The 21355-nt window shown below is 38.9% G+C and carries 17 protein-coding genes; 10 read left to right on the plus strand and 7 right to left on the minus strand.

The window, feature by feature from the left end; all coding sequences use genetic code 11:
- Positions 1-24: 24 nt before the first annotated feature.
- The gene (locus tag AAEU30_RS03280; RefSeq protein WP_421959294.1) at positions 25-1155 is read right to left on the minus strand and encodes a helix-turn-helix domain-containing protein; all 1131 of its coding nucleotides are present in this window, start codon (positions 1153-1155) and stop codon (positions 25-27) included.
- Between the two features lie 221 nt (positions 1156-1376).
- Between AAEU30_RS03280 and AAEU30_RS03285 the strand changes: the two genes are divergently transcribed.
- Positions 1377-2183, plus strand: coding sequence for a DUF2306 domain-containing protein (locus AAEU30_RS03285; RefSeq protein ID WP_421959295.1), 807 nt, complete (start codon positions 1377-1379; stop codon positions 2181-2183).
- Positions 2184-2245: 62 nt separating this feature from the next.
- Here the strand turns inward: AAEU30_RS03285 and AAEU30_RS03290 are convergent, their stop codons facing one another.
- Complete coding sequence (locus AAEU30_RS03290) at positions 2246-3265, minus strand: metal-dependent hydrolase (protein ID WP_421959296.1); 1020 nt, start codon at positions 3263-3265, stop codon at positions 2246-2248.
- 221 nt (positions 3266-3486) lie between these two features.
- Here AAEU30_RS03290 and AAEU30_RS03295 point away from each other — a divergent pair, with 221 nt between their 5' ends.
- From AAEU30_RS03295 to AAEU30_RS03305, 3 genes are all read left to right on the plus strand, one after another.
- Positions 3487-5208 (plus strand): DUF885 domain-containing protein, encoded by a 1722-nt coding sequence (locus tag AAEU30_RS03295; protein WP_421959297.1) that lies wholly within the window; start codon positions 3487-3489, stop codon positions 5206-5208.
- A gap of 305 nt (positions 5209-5513) precedes the next feature.
- Positions 5514-5894, plus strand: a complete 381-nt coding sequence (locus AAEU30_RS03300) for a hypothetical protein (RefSeq protein ID WP_421959298.1) — start codon at positions 5514-5516, stop codon at positions 5892-5894.
- Between the two features lie 254 nt (positions 5895-6148).
- On the plus strand, positions 6149-7006 hold the full coding sequence (locus AAEU30_RS03305; protein WP_421959299.1) for a chitodextrinase: 858 nt from the start codon (positions 6149-6151) through the stop codon (positions 7004-7006).
- Between the two features lie 44 nt (positions 7007-7050).
- Here the strand turns inward: AAEU30_RS03305 and AAEU30_RS03310 are convergent, their stop codons facing one another.
- Both AAEU30_RS03310 and AAEU30_RS03315 read right to left on the minus strand, forming a co-directional pair.
- Positions 7051-7665, minus strand: a complete 615-nt coding sequence (locus tag AAEU30_RS03310; RefSeq protein WP_421959300.1) for a class I SAM-dependent methyltransferase — start codon at positions 7663-7665, stop codon at positions 7051-7053.
- A gap of 31 nt (positions 7666-7696) precedes the next feature.
- Complete coding sequence (locus AAEU30_RS03315; protein WP_421959301.1) at positions 7697-8599, minus strand: NAD(P)/FAD-dependent oxidoreductase; 903 nt, start codon at positions 8597-8599, stop codon at positions 7697-7699.
- 166 nt (positions 8600-8765) lie between these two features.
- On the opposite strand from AAEU30_RS03315, the gene AAEU30_RS03320 reads away from it, so the two are divergent.
- The 3 genes from AAEU30_RS03320 (at position 8766) to AAEU30_RS03330 (ending at position 12150) form a co-directional block, all read left to right on the plus strand.
- Complete coding sequence (locus AAEU30_RS03320; protein ID WP_421959302.1) at positions 8766-9167, plus strand: Rrf2 family transcriptional regulator; 402 nt, start codon at positions 8766-8768, stop codon at positions 9165-9167.
- A gap of 311 nt (positions 9168-9478) precedes the next feature.
- Positions 9479-11164 (plus strand): cation:proton antiporter, encoded by a 1686-nt coding sequence (locus AAEU30_RS03325; protein ID WP_421959303.1) that lies wholly within the window; start codon positions 9479-9481, stop codon positions 11162-11164.
- Positions 11165-11184: 20 nt separating this feature from the next.
- Positions 11185-12150, plus strand: a complete 966-nt coding sequence (locus tag AAEU30_RS03330) for a universal stress protein (protein WP_421959304.1) — start codon at positions 11185-11187, stop codon at positions 12148-12150.
- 27 nt (positions 12151-12177) lie between these two features.
- Here AAEU30_RS03330 and AAEU30_RS03335 read toward each other — a convergent pair whose 3' ends face one another.
- Both AAEU30_RS03335 and AAEU30_RS03340 read right to left on the minus strand, forming a co-directional pair.
- The gene (locus AAEU30_RS03335; RefSeq protein WP_421959318.1) at positions 12178-12366 is read right to left on the minus strand and encodes a LytTR family DNA-binding domain-containing protein; all 189 of its coding nucleotides are present in this window, start codon (positions 12364-12366) and stop codon (positions 12178-12180) included.
- 1213 nt (positions 12367-13579) lie between these two features.
- Positions 13580-14134 (minus strand): IS110 family transposase, encoded by a 555-nt coding sequence (locus tag AAEU30_RS03340; RefSeq protein WP_421959305.1) that lies wholly within the window; start codon positions 14132-14134, stop codon positions 13580-13582.
- Between the two features lie 720 nt (positions 14135-14854).
- On the opposite strand from AAEU30_RS03340, the gene AAEU30_RS03345 reads away from it, so the two are divergent.
- Complete coding sequence (locus tag AAEU30_RS03345) at positions 14855-15715, plus strand: chitodextrinase (protein ID WP_421959306.1); 861 nt, start codon at positions 14855-14857, stop codon at positions 15713-15715.
- Between the two features lie 302 nt (positions 15716-16017).
- Positions 16018-17673, plus strand: a complete 1656-nt coding sequence (locus AAEU30_RS03350; protein WP_421959307.1) for an SUMF1/EgtB/PvdO family nonheme iron enzyme — start codon at positions 16018-16020, stop codon at positions 17671-17673.
- Between the two features lie 68 nt (positions 17674-17741).
- Here the strand turns inward: AAEU30_RS03350 and AAEU30_RS03355 are convergent, their stop codons facing one another.
- Positions 17742-19565, minus strand: a complete 1824-nt coding sequence (locus AAEU30_RS03355; RefSeq protein WP_421959308.1) for a winged helix-turn-helix domain-containing protein — start codon at positions 19563-19565, stop codon at positions 17742-17744.
- 562 nt (positions 19566-20127) lie between these two features.
- On the opposite strand from AAEU30_RS03355, the gene AAEU30_RS03360 reads away from it, so the two are divergent.
- On the plus strand, positions 20128-21024 hold the full coding sequence (locus AAEU30_RS03360) for a hypothetical protein (protein WP_421959309.1): 897 nt from the start codon (positions 20128-20130) through the stop codon (positions 21022-21024).
- Positions 21025-21355: the final 331 nt, after the last annotated feature.

The raw sequence follows: 21355 nt of genomic DNA on the forward strand, positions 1-21355 counted from the left end.
ACAACCGCCAACCATTTTAGATAATCAACAAGACCCTACATTCGCATTATTATAATTGTCGCTTTGTTTTCTATACTCATTAGGAATATCGCCCACAATGCTTTTAAATACCCGATTAAACGTTGCGAGAGACGAAAAGCCACTCTCAAGTGCAATGCTCAAAATACTCCATTCTTTAGCTTGCTCACTTGCTAATAACCCTTTCGCATAATTTACACGGTATTGATTAATAAACAGATTAAAGTTAGCAACCTTATAATGATATCGAATCGCTCGGCTAATTTTATATTCAGGCACCATCAGCGCTTGCGCAAAATCTGAAATTTTAAGGTTCGTTTGTAAGAATAATTGCTGTTCATTTATGAGTTCAGAAATACCAGCTATCAACTCAGGTGGTACTTGCTCTTGATGAAGAGTGCTTTTGCTAAGATGTTTTACTTCATCACTATCAAACCCAACCTCATCATTCTGAGGTAGCGTTTGCTTGTTGGCGATACTTGCTTGTAGGGTCATAACTGTGTGCATTGCAAATACAATTAACAGTGCAGAAGAAGTGATAATTAGCGGGTTATATAGCTCAATCTCCGCTGGGCTAAATATAAATACAGGTAATATACTGGCATTAAAAACCGCTAAAAAGTACGCACTTGCAAAAATCACTGATTGCACTTTTTGAGCGTGTGTTTTGCTATTAAAACCTCTCAGCGACTCCCAAAAAGAAAGCACTAAAATGCACGATGAAAGTAAACCTGTTATTTCATTCATGCCTTGTTTTAATCGCCACATTATATGACTGCTAGAAAGTGGTTGCGGGTCAAGGCTAACTAAATAGTGCCATGTTTGATTAAACATGATCAAAAGCGCGATGGTGCTAGCAACTGCCATATGCCTGCGTGAAATAGGGTTATGCTCACGAAATAAGGCCCGTGAAATTAACCACGAAACATTACACGTTGCGCAAGTAAACAAACCAATAAAGTATTGATACTCCCCCAAACTTGGCGCGCTGAGCTTTTGCGTACCCACCATACATAACGAGCCACAAAATATAGCAAATAAATAATGAACAAGCTGCTTATCTTTTTTAAGTGCAATTAAAAGCATTAAGCTCATACAAACAAAAATAAGCATAAAATAAGGAGACGTATTTTGCATAACAGTGCGCTTTTACCTGATGTATAAACTTGCCTAGCCACCATAGTACAAAGTTACTTTTCAGTTAGCAAAAAGACTTTGTGAGGGAATGTGTCTGTATAAATTAATTAATGTCCAAAATTACCCATATATCATTGCTCAAATTTCAAATTTGATAAGAAACCGCCCTTCAAGCCCTTTATATTTGCGTTATTCGTTTAATATAGAAAAAGAAAACATCAATGCATAAAATTAAATTAAACCCAAGTACACTACTTAATAATAGTAAAAAAATATGGTTTACGTGCCTGCTGATGGCACAAATCTGCTTTGTGATTTACCTCTCATTGGGGTACGGGCTTACGGGCGTCACCACAGGAGTGTCTGGTTGGAGTCGGCTAAATAGCACCGCCTATGTTGCTAACGACGCAACTGGAAACTTTATGTATGCGCTACATGTATTATTAGCCATCGTAATGATTATAGGCGGCAGCTTACAGTTAATCCCCGCTATACGAACAAAGCACCCTCGCTTTCACCGTTATAACGGCCGTATTTTTGTGCTATTAGCCTGCACCATTTCAATGGCAGGTATCTACCTGATACTAGCCAGAGGAACCGTTGGCAACGTCTTAATGCAAGGACTAACTATATTTGGTGGTTGCGTGGTCATTTTATCAAGTCTATTAGCAATAAGAGCCGCCAAAAATCGTAATATTAGCCTTCATAAAATATGGGCAATACGCTTATACCTCGCAGCAAATGGCGTACTGTTTTTCCGCTTGATGATTTTTGCATGGTTCTTAACATTTGGCACTTTAGGGGTCGATACCACAACGTTTACCGGCCCAACTGTGTTAGCTGTAAGTATTTGCTCTTACGTTATCCCTTTATTTATTGCTGAGCTGGTAAGGTATGCTGAAAGTACAACGAATAAAATTATTACAATCGCCACCGCAAGTATAATGGCATTGATATCCATTATTTTTCTAGTGGGTTTATTTGGGGTCGTATTAGCCAACTGGTATCCGGCGATAATTAACTTATAAACAGACTACTCTCTCTTTAAAAGGGAGTTTACCTGATAAACGTCCAATCAAAAGCCACTTTATTAATCAGTGGCTTTCGTTGATAAATCAACGCTGGGATCTGTGATACGAGAGAAAATACGCCCTAGCTTATCTAGCGGAAGTCGATTGTTCAGTTTTTGAAAATTCCCAGCGGCCCATTGTTGGTTGTTTTTCTGTGCAACCACAAAGGAAAATACGTAATAGCCCTCTTGCCCCATTCGTAAATCACTAAGGATCACTCGCTCATCGAGTGCATAAACGCCATAAAGCCCCTTGGTAAAACGTTGCAATAGCATGATGGGCTGAGCCTTATTTAATTCAGCGAGTACGGCGTTATCACTGGGGTAAAAATCTATATTAACATTTTCTATTGCATCAAATACCGATGCATAAACCTCATAATGACCTTGCTCAGTTACCGCGACTGCTCGCCAAAGTAACGTATTTAAGGGCGTAGGCGTACTTTCATAATGGATAAATTCGATATTTTTATTGTCCAGTGCCAGATGAATCTTCTCATTGATATGCCACTTTGCAACTAAGCTCCAGATTAAATAAAACGAACTGAGAATCAACGCGCAGCTATTAATGTACTGCGCATAAGGCTTAAAGCGCCCAAAACACAGTATCATCGTTGAGATTATCAGTGGCACAGTGTACGTGGGGTCAATAATAAACATACTCGAAATGCCAAATGGGTATGTCGAAAGCGGCCACAGTAACTGTGTGCCGTACACTGTAAAACTATCAAGTAAGACGTGGGTACTCAAAATTAAAAAAATGGCCACAGACCACCTGGTACACGAAACACTTTTAGCCCAATTCATTTTAAGCATTAGCCAGGCAAATAAAGGGCTAAGTAAAAGCTGCATCAATAGAGAATGACTAAAGCTGCGGTGATAAACAAAGTTTTTAATCTCGGAGCCGTAATTTATCAAAACATCTAAATCAGGCACAGTGCCAAATGCCGCACCAACCAGTAATGATTTTCGCCCAAGCTTATTGCCTAATACTGAATAAGCAACGGCGCTGCCAAGTACAACCTGTGTCAGTGAATCCAATGAAAACCCCTTGTAAAATAGTTTAACCGCTAGACTATGTTGTACTGCTTTATCATTGCTGTCGATCTCAATGAGTAATTAGTTTGCAATTAGCCCCAACTGAAAAAGCCAGCGCATTTACAACGTTAATTTGATACCCTAATTCAAACATAAAATACTCAAAAATAACGTCATACACTACAGCTTTATAAAATACTAACTTGCTAATAATGAGAAAAAACATGCATAAAATAAATCTATTGGCTCTTTCTTTAACTCTTTTTTCATTGCCAAGCCACGCTGATGACAATACCGATTTAAAAAATATAATTGATCAGCACTGGCAACATGCACAAAGTGAAAAAATATTTTTCCGTACCGATCCTGATGGGTGGAAACCCAATGGCAAACTTGCAAACTGGACTGAGCAAGCAATACAAAAACGCCAAACATATAACAAACAAGTGTTGCAAAAACTAGCCGCTATTGACGCGCAATCTCTCAATAAAACTCAGTTAATGAATTACCGACTTTTTAAATACGAACGCGAAACCGAGCAAAAAAGCTACCAGTCACTTGATAAGTACTTTCCTGTAAACTTTTTAAGTGGTTGGCACACGTACTTTGCAGAGGCTCCCGCTAACATGGCGTTTTTAACCACCGCCGACTACGACAACTTTTTAATCAGTTTGGATGACTACCCCCGCTTTAATCAAGAAAACATAAGCTTGATGAAAGAAGGTGTACAACAAGGCTACACACACTATTGCACCACCTTTAAAAACTACGAACAGAGCATCAGTGCGCATATTGTCAAAGATCCCAAAAATAGCGCTTTGTACGAACCGTTCACCCGTATACCCAACACCTTTAGCCAACAGCAAAAAGCAGCTTATCAAGAAAAAGCTAAAAAACTGATTAGCAATAAAGTGATCCCAGCATACCAACATTTTTATGACTTTTTTGTTGATGATTACATGCCTAACTGCAGAGCAGAGCCTGGTATTTCAAGTGTTAAAGGTGGCCTTGAATATTACCAATACGCAGTAAATTACTACACCACTACACAAGCTACACCTAAAGAGATCCATGAGTTAGGTCTACAAGAAGTTGCACGCATTAAAGCTCAAATGCAGGCTATAATTGACTCTCTAAATTTTAAAGGCACTTATGCTGAATTCTTACAGTTTTTAGCGACTGATCCTCAGTTTTATGCCACAGACAAACAAGATTTGCTAGAAAAAGCAGCCTTTATTACGCAAAAAATGTATGGCAAATTACCAACCTATTTTGGTCATCTACCACGTAATACCTTCGCAATTAAAGACTCCGCAACTCGAGGTGCGTTTTATATGCCGCCAGCAGATAAGCGCTCTGCTGGTACTTACTTTTTAGCCTCAACGCCTTCGTTACAACCGTTATATAATTTAGAAGCCTTGAGTTTGCACGAAGCCATACCAGGTCACCATTTACAAAATGCGATAGCAATGGAGCTTGATGTACCGCAATTTAGACGTACTTTAAACCACTCCGCGTTTGGTGAAGGTTGGGGGCTCTACGCAGAGCGCCTTGGTAAAGAAGCTGGTTTTTATCAAGACCCATACAGCGACTTTGGCCGCTTAGGTTACGAAATGTGGCGCGCAGTCAGGCTCGTTGTTGATACTGGTATTCATGCATTTGGCTGGAGTCGAGAACGCGCAATTAATTATCTAAACGAGTACACTGCACTGCCACAAAGTGCCGTAGAAGACCAAATTGATCGTTATATTTCATGGCCTGCTCAAGCGCTTTCATACAAAATGGGCGAGTTAAAAATACGCGAGCTCCGCGCAAAAGCTGAAAAAGAACTTGGCGCTAATTTTGACATTCGCCGCTTTCACGACACCGTAATTGGCCAAGGCTCACTGCCAATAGCTGTACTCGAAGAACTCATCAACGACTGGATAGCACAACAACAAAAATAGTGTTCATTGCATTTGTTAGATACATGTTTATGTAATAAGTACCAGCCAACAACCATTAAGTAATCGTTGTTGGCTGACCTTTAATGATTTTCTTACCTACAGGCCAACACAGCAACAAGCCACAAACTAGAACCTAAACCACTCCTTCGATTACAATTGTATTTTACTAATTCAGTAAAGAGTCAGCCCTATTTTGCTATCACTGTCACTGCATTTTTTCGGTGCTGTACAAGCTATAAACACCTTGCTTAGCCTCACTTTTAAATGCCAAATTTAATGCAGCAGATTGAGGCTAATTATTCATTATGACAACCACTTTTTTAAGTAACCCGCAACAAACAGCTTTGCAACAAGCGCTGATCGACAGTAAGCTTTTAAACAGCGACACATTAAATAGTGACTACTCACCCTTACCAGAGCACAATGCGTATAGCCTAATTGCTGTAACACTCTACCGCTTTAATTTACAAAAAATAAAATGGTCATCTTTTTTAAAAACAGCAATCAGCACAGCAACCAACGCAAGCCAATGGCTATCTAACGAGCTTGTTAGATGCCAACAAAACTACAAAGCCCACCCTAGTGACAGTGAAATAATTGAGCAAAATGCTTTTTTTAATGGTGTTTTTAGTGAGGAACTCGCTTACATAGATACTTTACTGGGTACTGAAGTGCAGGCTAAGTAAAAAATTCAAGCCTTGGGGGCAAACTAAATGAATAAATTGATAATCATTTAGTTTTAGCCAATAAACCCAGCGTTTCATCTCCTCCCATACGGCAAAGCAGCTCCTTGTTCTCTCGGGTAAAATTCAACTCTAAACTAAAAAACAACCTATCCATACTGTAAAATTTTTGAAATTTTTAACTCTCGCACCTTGTTTTTACCTAAAAAGTGAACTTGATTTAAAAAGTAATGAAACTTCATAAAAAGGATTTTGTAATGACTAAACTCATTATTATTATTGCTTGGTTACTTTTTTGTTCGCACGCTTACGCGACAAATATTTTTCAGCTTAACTCACAAGCTAACAATATAAATTTAACCGATATTCAACCAAACCACCCACAATGGAAAGCCAGCTCAATTTATGTAGCCGGTGATGTTGTTACTCACAACAACAGCTTATTTATTGCCGCTTTTTGGGTTAAAGGCATTGAACCGATAGAAAACCAACCCCACTGGGATGGTTGGATTTGGCTGCAAAACACCGTGATAGAAAAATGGCAAGCAAACAAAGTGTATCAAGCCGGTAACCTTGTAAAACACGGTACTGACTACTACCTTGCCCGCTATTGGAATGAGAATAATGAACCTAAACCTCACAGTAGCTGGCAACGCATTAAAGATTTATTTTACCTAACCCCAGATTTGCCACCCGAACACCCTGACGACTATAAAACATTGGACGGAGTTGATCAAAATGACAACGGTATTCGTGATGATTATGAGCGCTATGTGTATGAAAAGTTTGATTCACCACAGCTCATCACCTTTAGTTTAGGTGCCGCTTCAACATTACAACTGGTTATTGATATTGAGCAAGGCCGCATACCAAATTTAGATGCAGAAATTGGTAAACAGATTATTTTGGATTTTATAAATATTAGTATGTGTACAAGGCAACTTCAAACTAAACACCCAGATTTTAGAAACCCAAAACTTATGTACTTCAATACAATAGACAGAGCCTACGCAAACCGTAAAAGCCAAAATAAAATTAGTGGCTATATTGCTTGGGATGACGATTTTCATTACGGCGCAGATAAAGACTGTAAAATACTTAAGGTGAAGGAGTAAGAGCCTATTTTAAGTCAACGGTTTAATTATTCCTTCGGAAAATCTTACGTACTTTTACAAACAACAAGCCAAAATGTTTGTGAATACTCACCAACCTCTTTTACTTCAAGCAATCCATAGCCACTAAACTGTGCCTTGATCGCCACTTCATTATAATAAAATAAGTTAACCCCATGCTTGCTTGCAAATCTATCTTTACTTATTTCAACGCCTTCGCCATAAGTTTGGCTATTTGTAGACAAGGTAACAAATACCATGTAACCACCATCTTTAAGTTGTTGATAGCAATTATGTATCAGGTTTGTACGCTCTTCTTCATCAAGTAAGTGAAGTAAGGCATAACAAAAAACCCCGTCATATATTTCATTATCAAAAGGCATGTTATTAACATTGCCGTGATGAATTTTCATGGTGTTACCATATTGCCTTTTGGCTATGCCTATTGCAGTCTCTGATATTTCAATACCTGTTACATCAAAGCCATTATCGCTAAATACTTTGCCGTTTCGGCCGTAACCAAATCCTGGGATCAATAGCTTTTTCAAACTGTTATTTTTAAAAAGAGCGACTGACAACGCTGTGGTGGTTGACGGTTCATCACCCCACATCATTTGCTTATCTTTAAAGGTAGTTTCCCAAAATTCTTTATTTTTTGTCATACTGGCGGCCTTGTGTGCGCTGATAATTAAACTACAGCAACTCTTGTATTAATTGTTTATGTACACCTATGCCTGCCATTACACCTGATGCAGAAGCAAATGTGGCATTTTGCATTGGGTTAGCTATATCGCCAGCGGCAAATACACCAGCAACTGAGGTTTGTTTAAAATTGTCGGTTACGACTACCGCGCCCATAGGTCCATCTGTAAACTCACAACCTAAAAGCTCAGCAAACGGGCTCGCCATATGTGTTTTAGGCCCAACATATAAGCCTCCGAATACAATGACGCGACCATCGGCAAGTTTTACCGCACAGACATCAAGGTTATCCCCTAATACTTCAACAACGGGTGTATCTTCAAAGCTAACACCACGTTGCTGTAAAAGTAATTTTTGTTCTGGATCGGGCTGGTATTCACCTTGCGAGAAATAGGTAGTTACGCCCCAATCAGGGATCATTCCTGCTTGATGTAAAGACATTGGCCCCGTTGCAATGACACCTAAAGAACGATTGCGTAACTCATAACCGTGGCAGTAAGGGCAATGTATAACTGTTTTTCCCCAACGCGCTTTAACGCCTTTAATATCAGGTAATTCATCTTTTAAACCTGTGGCGAGAATTATTTTTTTACAAGCGATTTTTTCACCATTATTAATTTTTACGCTAAAGCCCTGCACTTCTTTATTAATATCAATCACTTTATCTTCAATAATAGTGACACTTTCATACGCTTGTAACTGCTGCCATGTTTTCTCTTTAATAGCCGATGGGCTGTATCCATCTAAACCTAAAAAACCATGCGAATGATCAGCAAATCGGTTTCTTGGCTTACCTGCATCAATGACTGTTACTTTACGCTGAGCTCTTACTAATTGCGTAGCTGCGGAAATGCCCGCAAAACTTCCACCAATAATCACAACATCTTGCTTCATCTTTAGTTCCTCATTTATAGCAAACCGATTCATCTATCGCATCAAATCACGAAACATATTAAGTTACATGAGTTTCCAAAGTCAACACATGCAACATTAAAAGTATCGTGATATTATCTATATCATAAAATAGCTGAGACTATTTATATAAAAAGAAGAGAATAAGATGAGAAAAGACAGTCGCTTATCGCGCATGCTACATATTTTAATTCACATGGATCACATGGACGAGCCTGCAACATCAGACCATATAGCAACAATGCTACAAACCAACCCCGTGGTTGTAAGACGTACCATGGCAAGGTTGCGCGATAGAGGTTATGTAACTTCAATAAAAGGACACGGCGGCGGCTGGCTTTTAAATGTGTCATTAGCAGATATAACCTTGCTAGATATTCACACCGCCTTAGGCGAAAGTTCTGTATTCACTATCGGCTTAAGTGATGAACATACAGAATGCCTAATTGAGAAAGCAGTAAACCGAGAACTCGCCAGTGCGCTCAAAGCCTCAGAAGATTTATTACTAGCACGTTTTGGTGAAGTCAGTTTAGATAAGCTAACCTTCTAGTAGAATGCGTAGTCATGCTGCAATTGAGTTTAAAAAATAACAACACTTAATTTTTTGAATAAACAGACCAAAAAAACACAGCGGCCTGCTTGACCGGAACTTTCGAATGGGTGACCCCTTTGGTTTTCATCAAGACTAAATCACTGTATTACATATGTATTGTCACCTTTTTGTTGCTTAATCTAATATTTTTTGTTTCAAATCATGTGTTGTCACTTGATAAATTGTTAATATTTTCTTGAATTTATCCTTTGCTGAGTACAGCATTAGGTATTGTTAAATATATTCTGTGTCTGGATAGGAGTATAACAGTGACTTTAATTGAACTGATCACACAGTCAGCATTTACCGAGATAGCTACACTTTTGGTATTAGCTGCATTGTTGGGCTTTATAGGTTTACTGTTAAGACAACCATTGATTGTTAGCTTTATCGCCGTTGGCTTAATAGCCGGGCCTTCGGTGTTAGATATTGTTCATTCTAAAGAACAAATCCAACTTCTATCTGAGCTCGGAATTGCTGTACTGCTGTTTCTTGTTGGAATAAAGCTTGATGTAAAACTCATAAAATCCATTGGTAGTGTCTCTGTTTTAACCGGCCTTGGTCAGGTGGCGTTTACTTCCCTATTTGGCTATTTTATTGGTTTAGGCATTGGTTTAGATCATACCACCAGTCTGTATGTCGCAGTTGCTCTTACTTTTTCATCCACCATTATCATAGTCAAACTACTTTCAGATAAACGAGAAATAGAATCTTTACATGGTCAAATCGCCTTAGGCTTTTTAATTGTTCAAGATCTTGTAGTTGTTATGGCGATGATAGTGCTGGCAACTATAGGTATAGGTTCAGGACATGGAGAAAATGGAAGCTCTTCCGTATGGCAGGTGGGAATTTCGGGCTTAGGTTTACTCGCTTTTGTTATTGTTTTTGTTCGTTATATTGCAAACCCATTAACAGAAAAGCTAGCTAAAGCCCCTGAATTATTAGTGGTTTACGCCATAGCACAAGCGGCTTTATTTGCCGCTATTGGTGACCTAGTAGGCTTAGGAATGGAAGTGGGAGGCTTATTAGCTGGGGTTGCTTTAGCGTCAACCCCTTACCGTGAAAGTATTGCCGCGCGACTCGCACCACTACGCGATTTCCTATTATTGTTTTTCTTTATCGCTTTAGGTGCCACATTAGATTTATCTTTACTTGGTAACCATCTAGCTGGTGCAATTATCTTTTCGCTATTTGTTCTTATTGGGAATCCACTTATTGTCGTAATTATTATGGGGCTTATGGGCTACAGTAAACGAACTGGTTTTCTTGCTGGTTTGACGGTAGCTCAAATTAGTGAATTTTCTTTAATCTTCATCGCTATGGGGATAAGTTTAGGCCATGTGCCACAAAATGTACTGGGCTTAGTGACCTTAGTTGGGATCATTACGATCGCGGCCTCAACATATATGATCACTTATTCCCACCAACTTTATTCAATATTTTCTCCCGTACTAAATATATTTGAGCGTTCAGGAGCTCCCCGTGAAAAAGTTGCCGACGATCATCCTGATAACCATTATCCTGTGATCATATTTGGCCTGGGTCGTCTTGGCACTGCGATTGCCCAACAACTGAAAGCTAAAGGCATAAAGGTTTTAGGCATTGATTTTAATCCGTCAGCAATAAAAAGTTGGAACCATTTAGGGTTAGATTGTGAATATGGTGATGCCACCGATGCTGAGTTTATTCTTGAATTACCACTCAAACATGCAAAGTGGGCTGTGTCTACAATCCCTCACTTACATACTGGTTTGTCATCAGAAGATCCACGTAGAACCGTAGTCCAATTAACCCGCTCCGCTGGTTACCAGGGCAAGTTAGCCGCGGTATCACAGAGTACAGCTGATAGCGAAGAGCTCGCTTTATTAGGTGTTGAGTTAATTTTAGAGCCTTTCCAAGATACAGCGGATCATGCTGCTGATATACTTATCCAAGGTGTTAAGTCGAGTAAATAGCTTAATAAGGAGATAGTGATATGAAAAGATTCAGTAACGTATTATATGTAATGAATGAACCGATGGATAAACCGTCACCGTCTTTACTACGTGCCATTTCATTAGCCAAAAATAGTCAGGCAGATCTAACCTTGCTTTTGGTTATTCCAAGTTTATCCCTATCATCTGCGCTAAATAAAATAGGCATTGAAAGCCCTGAAATAGAGACCCTTACCCTGACTAAAGCAAATGAGAACCTACGCAGCCTTATTGCTTCTTTGGATAATGACGTAAATATTAAAGCTGAAGTCAAAGTAGGTAAAAGATACTTAGAGAGTATCCGAGCGGTATTGTCGAATAGCTTTGATATTTTACTCAAAGAAGTAGATAAACTTAGTTGGTTTGATCGGCTAATCACCAGTGATGATATGCATTTATTGCGCAATTGCCCATGCCCTGTTTGGTTAATGAAAAAAGATGAAAAACTCAATTATAAACAAATACTAGCAGCCGTAGACTTTGACTCTATAGATGAAAGTAACTGTAATCTTGAATTAAACAATACGATACTTGAGCTGGCTTGTGCAATTTCGTTAGCTGAGTTTTCCACAACTCATGTAGTTAATGTATACGATGCGCCCAATGCAGGATTTATCAGTCTTTGGGTGGAAGATCCAGACAAAGTCGAAAAAGAATTATATGAATTTGAGCATCGCCACAGTCAGCATAAAATGGAGCAACTATTTGAAAAGTTAAAACAAAATTTAGGGCAAAAGTCTTATAACTTCTTATCTTTACGTTCACATATTATTAAGGGGGCTGCGGAAGAAGAGTTACCTAAGGCTGCACAAGCGGTTGATGCCGATTTAGTTGTAATGGGAACAATCTCTCGTACCGGAGTTGCAGGTCTTGTGATTGGAAACACAGCAGAAACGATTCTTAACCAACTCGATAGTTCGATTTTAGCCGTAAAACCAAAAGGATTTATATCGCCCATAAGTCTTTGATAGAGCAGTAAAGTAAAAAGTTTTTATTTACGTAGCTAACCACTTTCTAAAGCCACTTGTACGTGTTTTGCTGGTGATTAGTGGTTCACTCATATGTTGCAGGTTAACTGCTAACGTTTCTTTAGCGTAGCTTTCAAATGAAACAACATAGTGAATATTCACTATTTCACTACGGTTAACTCTAAAAAAGAGAGCTGAGCTTCTAGCTCCGTCAATGAGCTGCCCGTAAGCAAATGGTGTTTACCATGATTATCATAGGCTGACAATACGCCCGAAGTAGCTCGAATGCACACCACATCTCCGGTTTTGATAATATCGACCACCTGTCCTTTTTTAAAAAGAAGCGGCTTTTATAGTGCTGAGTTGCTGCTACATGTGGTTTGATAGTATTAATGAGATTGCTTTTAAGCTGCTCATAATTACCCATCGCATTAGCAAAACGCTTGTAGGTAAATGGTTTAAGTAAATATGCTACGCCTGATTATCAAATGCTTGCATCCAAAATTCATTATAAGAAGTGGTAAAAATAATAGGGCATGGCAAGTCAACTTTATCAAATGCACTAAACACTTCCCTACCCAGCAGCTCTATATCTCCAGGAAAGGGTCACCCATTAGAAAGTTCCGGTCAAGCAGGCAGCTGTGTTTTCTTGATCTTTTTAGTCAAAAAACCAAGTGTTGTTACTTTTTAAACTCAATTTAAATATGACTATGCATCCAGTAATGACCTCGATTGGTGTGAATATGCACCTTGGTTTGAATAAATAACGCCATATGAATTTAGGCGTTTTAATTAAGCATCATTGATGATCAATTAAGGCCCTTGGCTTTCGCCTCAGTCATCGTTTAGTACCAATGTCCGTCCAGTTTCTGGCTGTGTTTACACACTGCGCTGTAACAATTCTATGGTTTATGCTTACACATAACCAACCCTTTGTGGCTCAAACATTGGGCATATCCAGTATTTAAAATATGAGCGGTTAACGTGCAGGCTCAATCAAATCTAATGGTTTTACCAACCCCACTATTAACTCAACACGTTAATCTTATTCATTTCATAGTCGCTAAGAAAAAGCCTTGTGTTCATCAAATGGGACATTGTCTTTCAGCACGTGGTAACACGCTCTTGCCAGTTTATGTGCAACCGTTTTAATCGCGATAACTTAGTTTGTTTTAGCCTGCTTGCGTTGATAATACTTTTTAATTGTTGGGTTATACCGAATGGCAAAGTTAGCGGCCTCAGTAAAGGCCCACGCTCAGTAACGATTACCATTCTTTTGATTTGTAGTGCCTGTCTCTAACATAATGGTCAGTGCTAACGTATTCCCAATCCCATCAATACTGGTTAGGTTTAGAAACTCAGGGGGAGAGCGATGTTTGTTGTAATATAGCGCTCTCTATTGCATTGGTTTGCTGTTGAGCACAGCGTATTAATGAGAGGTTAGAAATGACCGACAGCGCTGTATTCGTTGAGCTGAAATCGGTGTGTACTTGCTCAACATTGACGCCTTTTCTGATAGCGGCCATTTGTTGCTACTGAGCTTGTATCCAAGATGACGCATGTAACAACTTTGCACTGATAATAAGTTTTTAGTGGACTGTTGAACAATGTCCATTCGTTTACGCATTAAATCGCGAACAGCTCTGAGTTCTCGAGGATAAATATAGCCCTCAGGCAGAATGTTTAGACGTAGCATTTCAGCCAACCAACGTGCATCACTATGGTCATCAGCATGTTTTAAGCCTGAGTATTGTTGGATTGCAGCGGGGTTTGCTAAGTAAAGTTTAAACCCTTCATCCATTAAAGCATCGACTAACCAATACCAATTAAAAGTTGATTCAACAACAAGTCCTTTTAAATTGTCTTTATAAGGACTTAAAGACAAAGCACCAATCTCACGAATAACCCTCTCCTCCGTCATCACGCCCTGAAAATAAGCAATTGATGAGTAATATCGCGCATGGCAGGATTTTTTTCCCGACAAATCCTAAGTACCTAAATTCATGTAGGCAATGCGCGATAAGGCGAAACTAGGCTATGGGTGAAAAGCGCTGCTTTGAACGAGAGGCCATAGATGGGCGAACTGGGGAGCGTACAGGGATGTGAAAGACGGCCTATCTTCGCCGTTTACGTTCACATTAATTATGATATGAAGGAAACAGCGTGATGCTAGGGTGGAAAAATTCGCGGCTAAAGCCAGCTCCTACAGAGTGTCCAGAGAGGGGTCAGCGGCAGCTCCGTTTTGGCTCACCAAGCCAGCGCGACAAAACCTTGAATAAGGTTTTTAATGTAGGTCGCTGATTTATCCCGACAAAATATAAAAAGCTAGCGAGTTAGAAAGCTTCAAGTTAGCGAGCAATGGACATATAACCACACCCGCCAACAAGCTCAGCGCCTACGGTGGTTAACTCTATCATTGGTGTTAAATTATTCGTGGCTGAAGCCGACTCCTACAACAATATTTAACTTCGGTGCAGCGTGCAATAGCCTCTGAGTTCTCTGTGGTGAAATTCACTTATCACTCTAAAGGGCGACCTACGATTTAAGCCACATCATGTTTCTTGACCTTTGTATGCAAAACCAAGTGTTGCTACTTTTCAAACTCATCAATGATTTTGAAATATTTAATCCTCCCACCTTGCATTTACCTAAAAAGTGGACTTAATTTAAAAAGTAATGAAACGACAATTAAAAGGATTTTGAAATGACTAAACTCATCGTTATTATTACTTGGTTACTTTTTTGTTCGCATGCTTACGCGACAAATATTTTTCAGCTGAGCTCTAAAGCCAACAATATAAATTTAACCGATATTCAACCAAACCACCCACAATGGAACGCCAGCTCAATTTATGTAGCCGGTGATGTTGTTACTCACAACAACAGCTTATTTATTGCCGCTTTTTGGGTTAAAGGCATTGAACCGATAGAAAACCAACCCCACTGGGATGGTTGGATTTGGCTGCAAAACACCGTGATAGAAAAGTGGCAAGCAAACAAAGTGTATCAAGCCGGTAACCTTGTAAAGCACGGGCCCGACTACTATCTTGCCCGCTACTGGAATGAGAATAACGAACCTAAACCCCACAGTAGTTGGCAACGTATTAAAGATTTATTTTATCTAACCCCAGAACTACCACCTGAACACCCTGACGACTATAAAACGTTAGACGGGGTTGATCAAAATGACAACGGTATCCGCGATGATTATGAGCGCTATGTGTATGAAAAATTTGATTCCCCACAGCTTGTCACCTTCAGTTTAGGTGCAGCTTCAACATTGCAACTGGTTATTGATATTGAGCAAGGGCGCATACCAAACTTAGATGCTGAGATCAGTAAGCAGATTATTTTGGATATGCTCAACATAAGCTACTGCGTTCGATATTTACAAAATTCACATCCACACTTTAGAGAACCCGAAGTTTTATACTTTAATACGATAGATAGAGCTTACGCTAATCGAAAAAGCCAAAATGAAATTAGTGACTATATTGCTTGGGATGACGGTTTTCATCGAAGTGCTGATCAAGACTGTAAACTCTTAGAAGGAGCAATCAAATGACTAAATATCTAATAGTATTTGCTTAAATTCTGACTTATTAAATCTAGGTCGCGAATTCACACCAACAAAAAAATAGGTTAAGTTTTCGCCTCCAGAGTTACCAAAACAATCCCCCCTGAACAGCAAGCTTTATATCTACCAGCTACAACAATCTGCATTTTTAAACCCCTAGATAATAATATCGAGTCATTAAAAAGAAGAAAATGTTAGGTTTTTTCTATTTTTATCATTATTTAGATTTTTTATAAGATTTTTACTGCTTAGTTTTCCACTATTACTTTCTCATTAAAAAGGAAAACTAAATGAAACTAAAAAAATTAATAATTCCTCTCTTGCTATCAATTAATAGCCCTGCACTTTATGCAAATTCCAGTGGTTTGATTGAACCCATCATGGTCACGGTACCTGCGGGTACTTTTCAGATGGGCGATATAGATAAAGAAGATGCCCAACCTGTTCATAAGGTAACGCTACCCGAGTTTAGCTTAGGCAAATATGAAGTGACCGTCAGAGAGTTTCGTCACTTTGTTAAAGAGTCTGGTTATGACATGCCAACTCAATGCATCCACCAATTAAATGGCTGGTTTAATTATGGTGCAACAGCGGGCACATGGGAGAATAACTCACTCAACACCAGCGACTTTCAACCTGTAAACTGTATTGGTTGGAAAGCGGCTAATGCGTATGTTGAATGGTTAGCTGAAAAAACTGGTCGTCCTTATCGCCTACCCAGTGAAGCTGAGTGGGAATACGCAGCAAGAGCAGGCACAAGCAGCAAATATTATTTTGGTGACGACCCCGAGCAAACCCTCGTTTGTGAGTACGAGAATACGGCTGATTTAACCGGCGAAAATATCCTACAACGCGATGCTAATACCAGCTATGTTAACTTTTTTAATGGTAAGTCAAACTGTGTTGATCACTCAGCTTATGCAAGTATTGTTGGTATGTATAAAGCAAACCAATTTGGCCTGCATGATATGATCAGTAATGTAGTTGAGTTTATTGCTGACTGCTATAAAAATAATTATAAAAATGCCCCAGCTAATGGTCAGCCTTGGACAGATGAGAATTGTAAATTCCGAGTAGCACGTGGTGGCAGTTGGCATTGGAATACATTTGCGGTTAGTGAAAGGGGCGTCATGGGTATAGACTTTATTGGCGCAGTAGAAGGATTAAGAGTTGCACTGGACGGCGCAGCACCACCAATGAGAGGTAACACAAAGCAGTTTAAAAAAGCGCTAACAATAGCACAACACAGTGAGCAGCTAAGACGTGATGCGGCTTTGCCCTACCCAGACAAAGTCACTAATTTAACCATAGAACAACAGCACGACCTTGTTACTTTAAACTGGGACAAAAGCAAACAAACAGACATTGAAAGTTACCGCGTTTACAGGAATCCTGCTGCTGGTAGCACCTTCAAATTGTTAGCATCAAACATTGTAGAAACAACATTTAAAGATGCCAATATTGATAGCCACCAATATGAATACACGGTAGTAGCGGTTAGACACCATCAACAAAGTGATTACAGTAATACGGTAAAAACACGAGCGCCGTGGGTAAAAATACCTGGAAGACTGGAAGCTGAATCAGCAAGTGAGATTACCGGCTCCTCCGTAGGAAGAACTTCAGATTTCGATGGTAAATTCAATTTAACGGGCCCCCGCGGCATAAGTGACAAGGCGATAATAAGCTATCAATTAGAGGTCGAAAAATCAGGGCATTACTTACTAAGTTACCGGTTAGCAGCCCCTAATGACACTAAAGGCTTTACAATATTAGTGAATGGCGAAGAGCTAGCCACAGAAAGAGTAACAAGCACCGGGGGATATAATCAATGGCAAACTCAAACAGGTGCTACCATTTACTTAAACCAAGGCAAAAATAAATTAACGATACAATCACATGATAAAAACTGGAAGCTAAACTGGGTTAACTTCAAACAGAAATAGCTAGTTTAATAAAGCGTAAAGGCCCTACCATTGTTGCCTTTACGCTGTTAAGTCGCGCTTAGTACAATTTATAAACTCAAAGACGTCAGCTTCTCCTCATTAACCCGTCGCCAATAGTCACTGCCCTTTTCATTGATATATTGAGAATAAAAATCATAATTTATTTGGGGGTTTTCAGTGCCGCAGATCAATAACGCGATATCTAAGCTAAGAGAAAGGTTACCCGCCAGTTGTGCTTGCTCAAAGGTACGTTCTGCGTGAGTAATAAATGCCTCAGTATCGTTTTGCGCATCTGCTAACAACGTTTTCAAGTAAGAGTTATCTGCGCTATCAAATGTAATACCTGTCATAAGTGCTTGTGCATCTGTAAGGCGGCTTTGACTTATATAGTATTTCATTAATTGCTTACGACTAGCTATCGCAGCCCAAAACTCAGGCGTCAAAGTAGCAAGCTTTAGTACTTGTTTTAAATGGGGCTCTTTATCCTCAAGGCTCTTAGAAAAAATAGCATAGTGAAACGGTATGATAGCCAAGTGATAGCTAGGAAACTGGTAAACCTTCATTTTATTCTCAGCTTCTCTTAAATAAAGGTATTTGTCGTCTTCTTGTTTATTTTTATGCGCCAACACAGATAAGTAAGTTAAAGCATCTAGTTCACGTTGTTTATCATCAGCCTCAAAGGCTAACTTGGCTGACGTAAGCAGGCTGTGCTTAATGGCGTTATAATCAGCCTGATTATGATCTATCCACGACTGCGCAATCAAGGCGTCGGCTTGTCGGGGTAAATCATTAATTTTTTTAAATTGTTCTATCGCATTTCCCAGCTTTAACGTACTTAGGTCAAATAACTCTTTGCGAGTTAGTACTTCACTTTGAAAGAGTAAAGCATTGCCAACGTATTGCGTGTTTTTCTGTGAAATAGCCACTTTTTCAAGTTTAGTTGCCATCACCATCGCTTTCTCATACTCACCCATTCTCAAATAGCTATTTGTAAGATGACTAAGAATAATCAGATCGTTAGGTCCTTGCTGATGGGCAATCGTTAAGTTTGCTTGCTTAACTGCTGGGGCCTGAGCTTCATTGAGTAAGCTATAAATAACGGGATTATGTAAGTGATTTAAAAGCTGTTTTGTAGCATCTTGTTGATCAGCACCCAAAACATGGCCGCGCCAATCAGCAAATGGACCCTTTAGAACAAAATCAATATACGTTTTTTGATTATAAGTGCGCACCGTGCCCGATAAAATCAATGGGTACTTGCCGGCCAATTGAGGATATTCATAATCGGCTGACACATGAAAGTGAGCAGTGTTTAAATGTGGTATTTCAGTAAAATCAAAGTGCTCATCATCACTAAACTTGACCTGTTTCGCGTCTGATTGAGTACTTAATGGGATATATGCAATATTAATAACAGTGCTATTAACACTATCTGATGGCTTGGCGACTAAATACATCAACCCGATAACAAAAAGGGTTAGCGCCGTAAACGCCATAATTAGCCACTTTTTGCGCTGGTGTGGGAATGCTAAAGCCGGTGTTGGCTGCTCTACTATATTTGAATTTACAGTGCTGGGCGCTTGTTCGGTATCACAATGAGTTGCATCAACTTTGAGTTGCCATTGATAACCTCGTTTTGAAAAGGTTTTAATTGCATGACTACCAAAAAGCCCTCTTAAATTACTAATGCTTTGAAAAACAGCCTGCTCGGACACAACCTTGTTTTGCCACACCTGCGATAATATATCTTCTTTACTAAATACAGTATCTGAATGTTCCAAAAGCAGCTTAAGCACTTTGGCGTCATTGTGACGAATAGCCAAATCCTGACCATTATTTTTAAGTACCAAACTGGTACTATCAAACTCAAAAGTATCAAATATATAACGCATTGTTTTTATTATAATGGCTCATTTAGTGATTTGGTCTATTCCCATTAGCGCTTAAACCAATGCAGAATCTATGATTTACAATCATATAGTAAAAAACCACGCGAGTCTGTATGACGGGATTTCGGTTCAAGGTTCAAGGTTCAAGGTTCAAGGTTCAAGGTTCAAGGTTCAAGGTTCAAGGTTCAAGGTTCAAGGTTCAAGGTTCAAGGTTCAAGGTTCAAGGTTCAAGGTTCAACCAGATGATGTTGTTTGTGACTGGTCAATGAGAGTAAAGCAAAATAGAAAGTGCCTCGATTTTTAAATTAGTAATAATCACACCTATCGACGTCATTACTGGATGCATAGTCATATTTAAAGTGAGTTTAAAAAGTAACAACACTTGGTTTTTGAATAAAAAGATCAAGAAAGCACAGCTGCCTGCTTGACCAGAACTTTCTAATGGATGAGACCTTTGGTTAAAAAGTTAGTGAGTTAAAAATTAACATTTGTACCGTTTTTCTTGATTTTTATTTCGAATTTGTTTACCTTAAACTTTTAAAGTAGTACAGACTAAGGACAATAGATGAAAAGGGTAATTTTTGTATCTCTTCTATCTATCTTTTCTAGCTCAACGATAGCTAATGAACAAACTTTAACAACAGAGTGTTCAACTTGTTTTTCTTATGAGCAGTTTAAAACTTTAGCAAAGTCAAATGCTAAGCTTGATAAAACCCGTGATGTTTATGTAATGAACCTAGAAACATTAACTATCAAAAAATTCGAAGTTTCGAAAAGTTTTAGCGGTTACAGAACCCTTCCTGGGACTGGTGGTGAACCCGATGGGCGTGGAGGGAAGATGAAAGATATAAAAATACCTACATATTCAGTCACTGTTAAAGACCATAATGTAGAACAAAGTGTTTTAAATAATTTCTACAATTTATCTGATGCTAAAAAGCAAGTAATGATGTCTGCACAATCACTCAAGGCTGATGAAGTGCCGTCTGAAATCGCAGGAAGCGTATGGGATTTAGTTGGTTCAAGCTCTACTCAAAATAAAGTTGCAAGACATTATAATGGAAATACCAATCTCAGGAATGATCTTAGTAATTTTGCAAACGCAGCAGGCAAAGTCTCAGGATTGTTAGATGTAGACAAGATAATGGTGCAAGTTAGTTTTAATGATGGAAGTACCGCAATTTTTTCTCTATATGCAGTGATCAATGGTGATTTGATTTGGGATTTTGAACGTGGTACCGATGTTGATTTAAATAAAGTAAAGCCTAATTTCGATACTAAAAACGCTGAATCTTATGATTTTGGCAAGGGTGGAGCTGATGTATTTGTTGATTTCTATAATGCGGCAAAACGAGCAGGAGTGTCTTTTACTTCAACTTCTAGTGGAGGTGCTCAGACTGGAGGGAGAGTCACTTGTGTAACCAAAAATGTTGGTAAATATATTTGTACATACACTAGATAAAATTTACTATACAAATTATAGAACGATCTAGCCCTTAGGTCGTTTTTTAAGAGACTTGTTGTTTAACTTATCAATGAATTTCAACTTATAACCTTCATTTAAACAATTTGAAAGTAAACATGCAAATTAGGGAGGAAAGAAGGAAAGGAAGGAAAGGGTCAAATCTTGACTTCACACATCAAACAATCTCGAAGTTTTTCGTATTGTAAGGTAGTGTTCAAAAATCTGTGTCATTTCAGTAAACTGATAAAAACAGGAATGACACATGACAAATCAATTCAACTTCGAAGATGCAGTTAAGGCACTTCAAGCAGGTAAAAAACTTAATGGT

Origin of the sequence: Pseudoalteromonas mucoides, assembly GCF_049257175.1 — a bacterium.
GTDB lineage: Bacteria > Pseudomonadota > Gammaproteobacteria > Enterobacterales > Alteromonadaceae > Pseudoalteromonas.